Source organism: Streptomyces sp. SID486 (genome assembly GCF_009865385.1).
Taxonomy (GTDB): domain Bacteria; phylum Actinomycetota; class Actinomycetes; order Streptomycetales; family Streptomycetaceae; genus Streptomyces.
This window is the reverse complement of the sequence record NZ_WWJT01000627.1, coordinates 1-236: the sequence shown is the minus strand read 5'-3', so window position 1 is coordinate 236 and position 236 is coordinate 1. Positions and strand designations below refer to the sequence as shown.

The 236-nt window shown below is 67.4% G+C and carries 1 protein-coding gene; it reads left to right on the top strand.

Annotation, left to right across the window (positions count from 1 at the left end; all coding sequences use genetic code 11):
- A partial coding sequence (locus GT045_RS28890; protein WP_161335988.1) for an acyltransferase domain-containing protein occupies window positions 1-236 on the top strand: 236 nt, incomplete at both ends.

Here is a 236-nt window from a genome sequence, read left to right as displayed (position 1 = left end):
ATGGTGTCCGTCTCCCTGGCCCTCGAAGCCGTGCAGGAGCGGTTGCAGTCGTGGGACGGTCGGCTGGCGGTCGCGGCGGTCAACGGCCCCGCTTTGGTGGTGGTTTCCGGTGACGCCGACGCCTTGGATGAACTCTTGGCGTCCTGCGAGGCGGAGGGTGTGCGGGCTCGTCGTGTCGCGGTGGATTACGCGTCGCACTGCTCGCATGTGGAGGAGATCGAGGACGTACTCCTGCG